The organism is Vibrio sp. 1402 (assembly GCF_033340275.1).
Map to the genome: position 1 here is coordinate 1 of NZ_JAWOWE010000801.1, position 500 is coordinate 500.

The window sequence follows — 500 nt, forward strand, 5'->3', positions numbered from 1 at the left end:
CCGTACCCGACAGCCATGCTATAGCCAATCGGAAATGCTAACGCGGCAGCGGCATTGTTGGTCACCAATTCAGTCAGCACCAAGGTCATGATGTATGTGGCCACCAGCGCACCAAATACGCCCCAGCCGTTAAACGCTTCGATAAACATTTCGCCCATCCTGACAGACAAGCCCGATGAAATCATCAGCTGCGCAATAGAGAGCGCAGAGCCCACAATCACCACAATATCAATGGGAAAACGGCGGCGAAGCTCAGAGATTTGCACTATGCCAAACGCAATGAGTGCAATGATGTATACCGCGAGCCCTTTAATGATCGGCACAAGTTCAAGTAGTGCACAGGCGATAACCGCCGCAAAACCAATCAACACAATCGTCGATTTATTGGAGTCCAAACGTGCGCTGGAATCTAAGTCGTGCACTAACACAAATTCTTTACGGTGCGCTCGACGCTCAGATTCGAAACGCTTGCCCGGCACCAACACTAAAGTATCGCCCGG

The 500-nt window shown here is 51.0% G+C and carries 1 protein-coding gene; it reads right to left on the reverse strand.

The window, feature by feature from the left end:
* Positions 1 to 500: SLC13 family permease (locus R7044_RS28580; RefSeq protein WP_411978743.1), on the reverse strand; the 500-nt coding region annotated here is incomplete at both ends.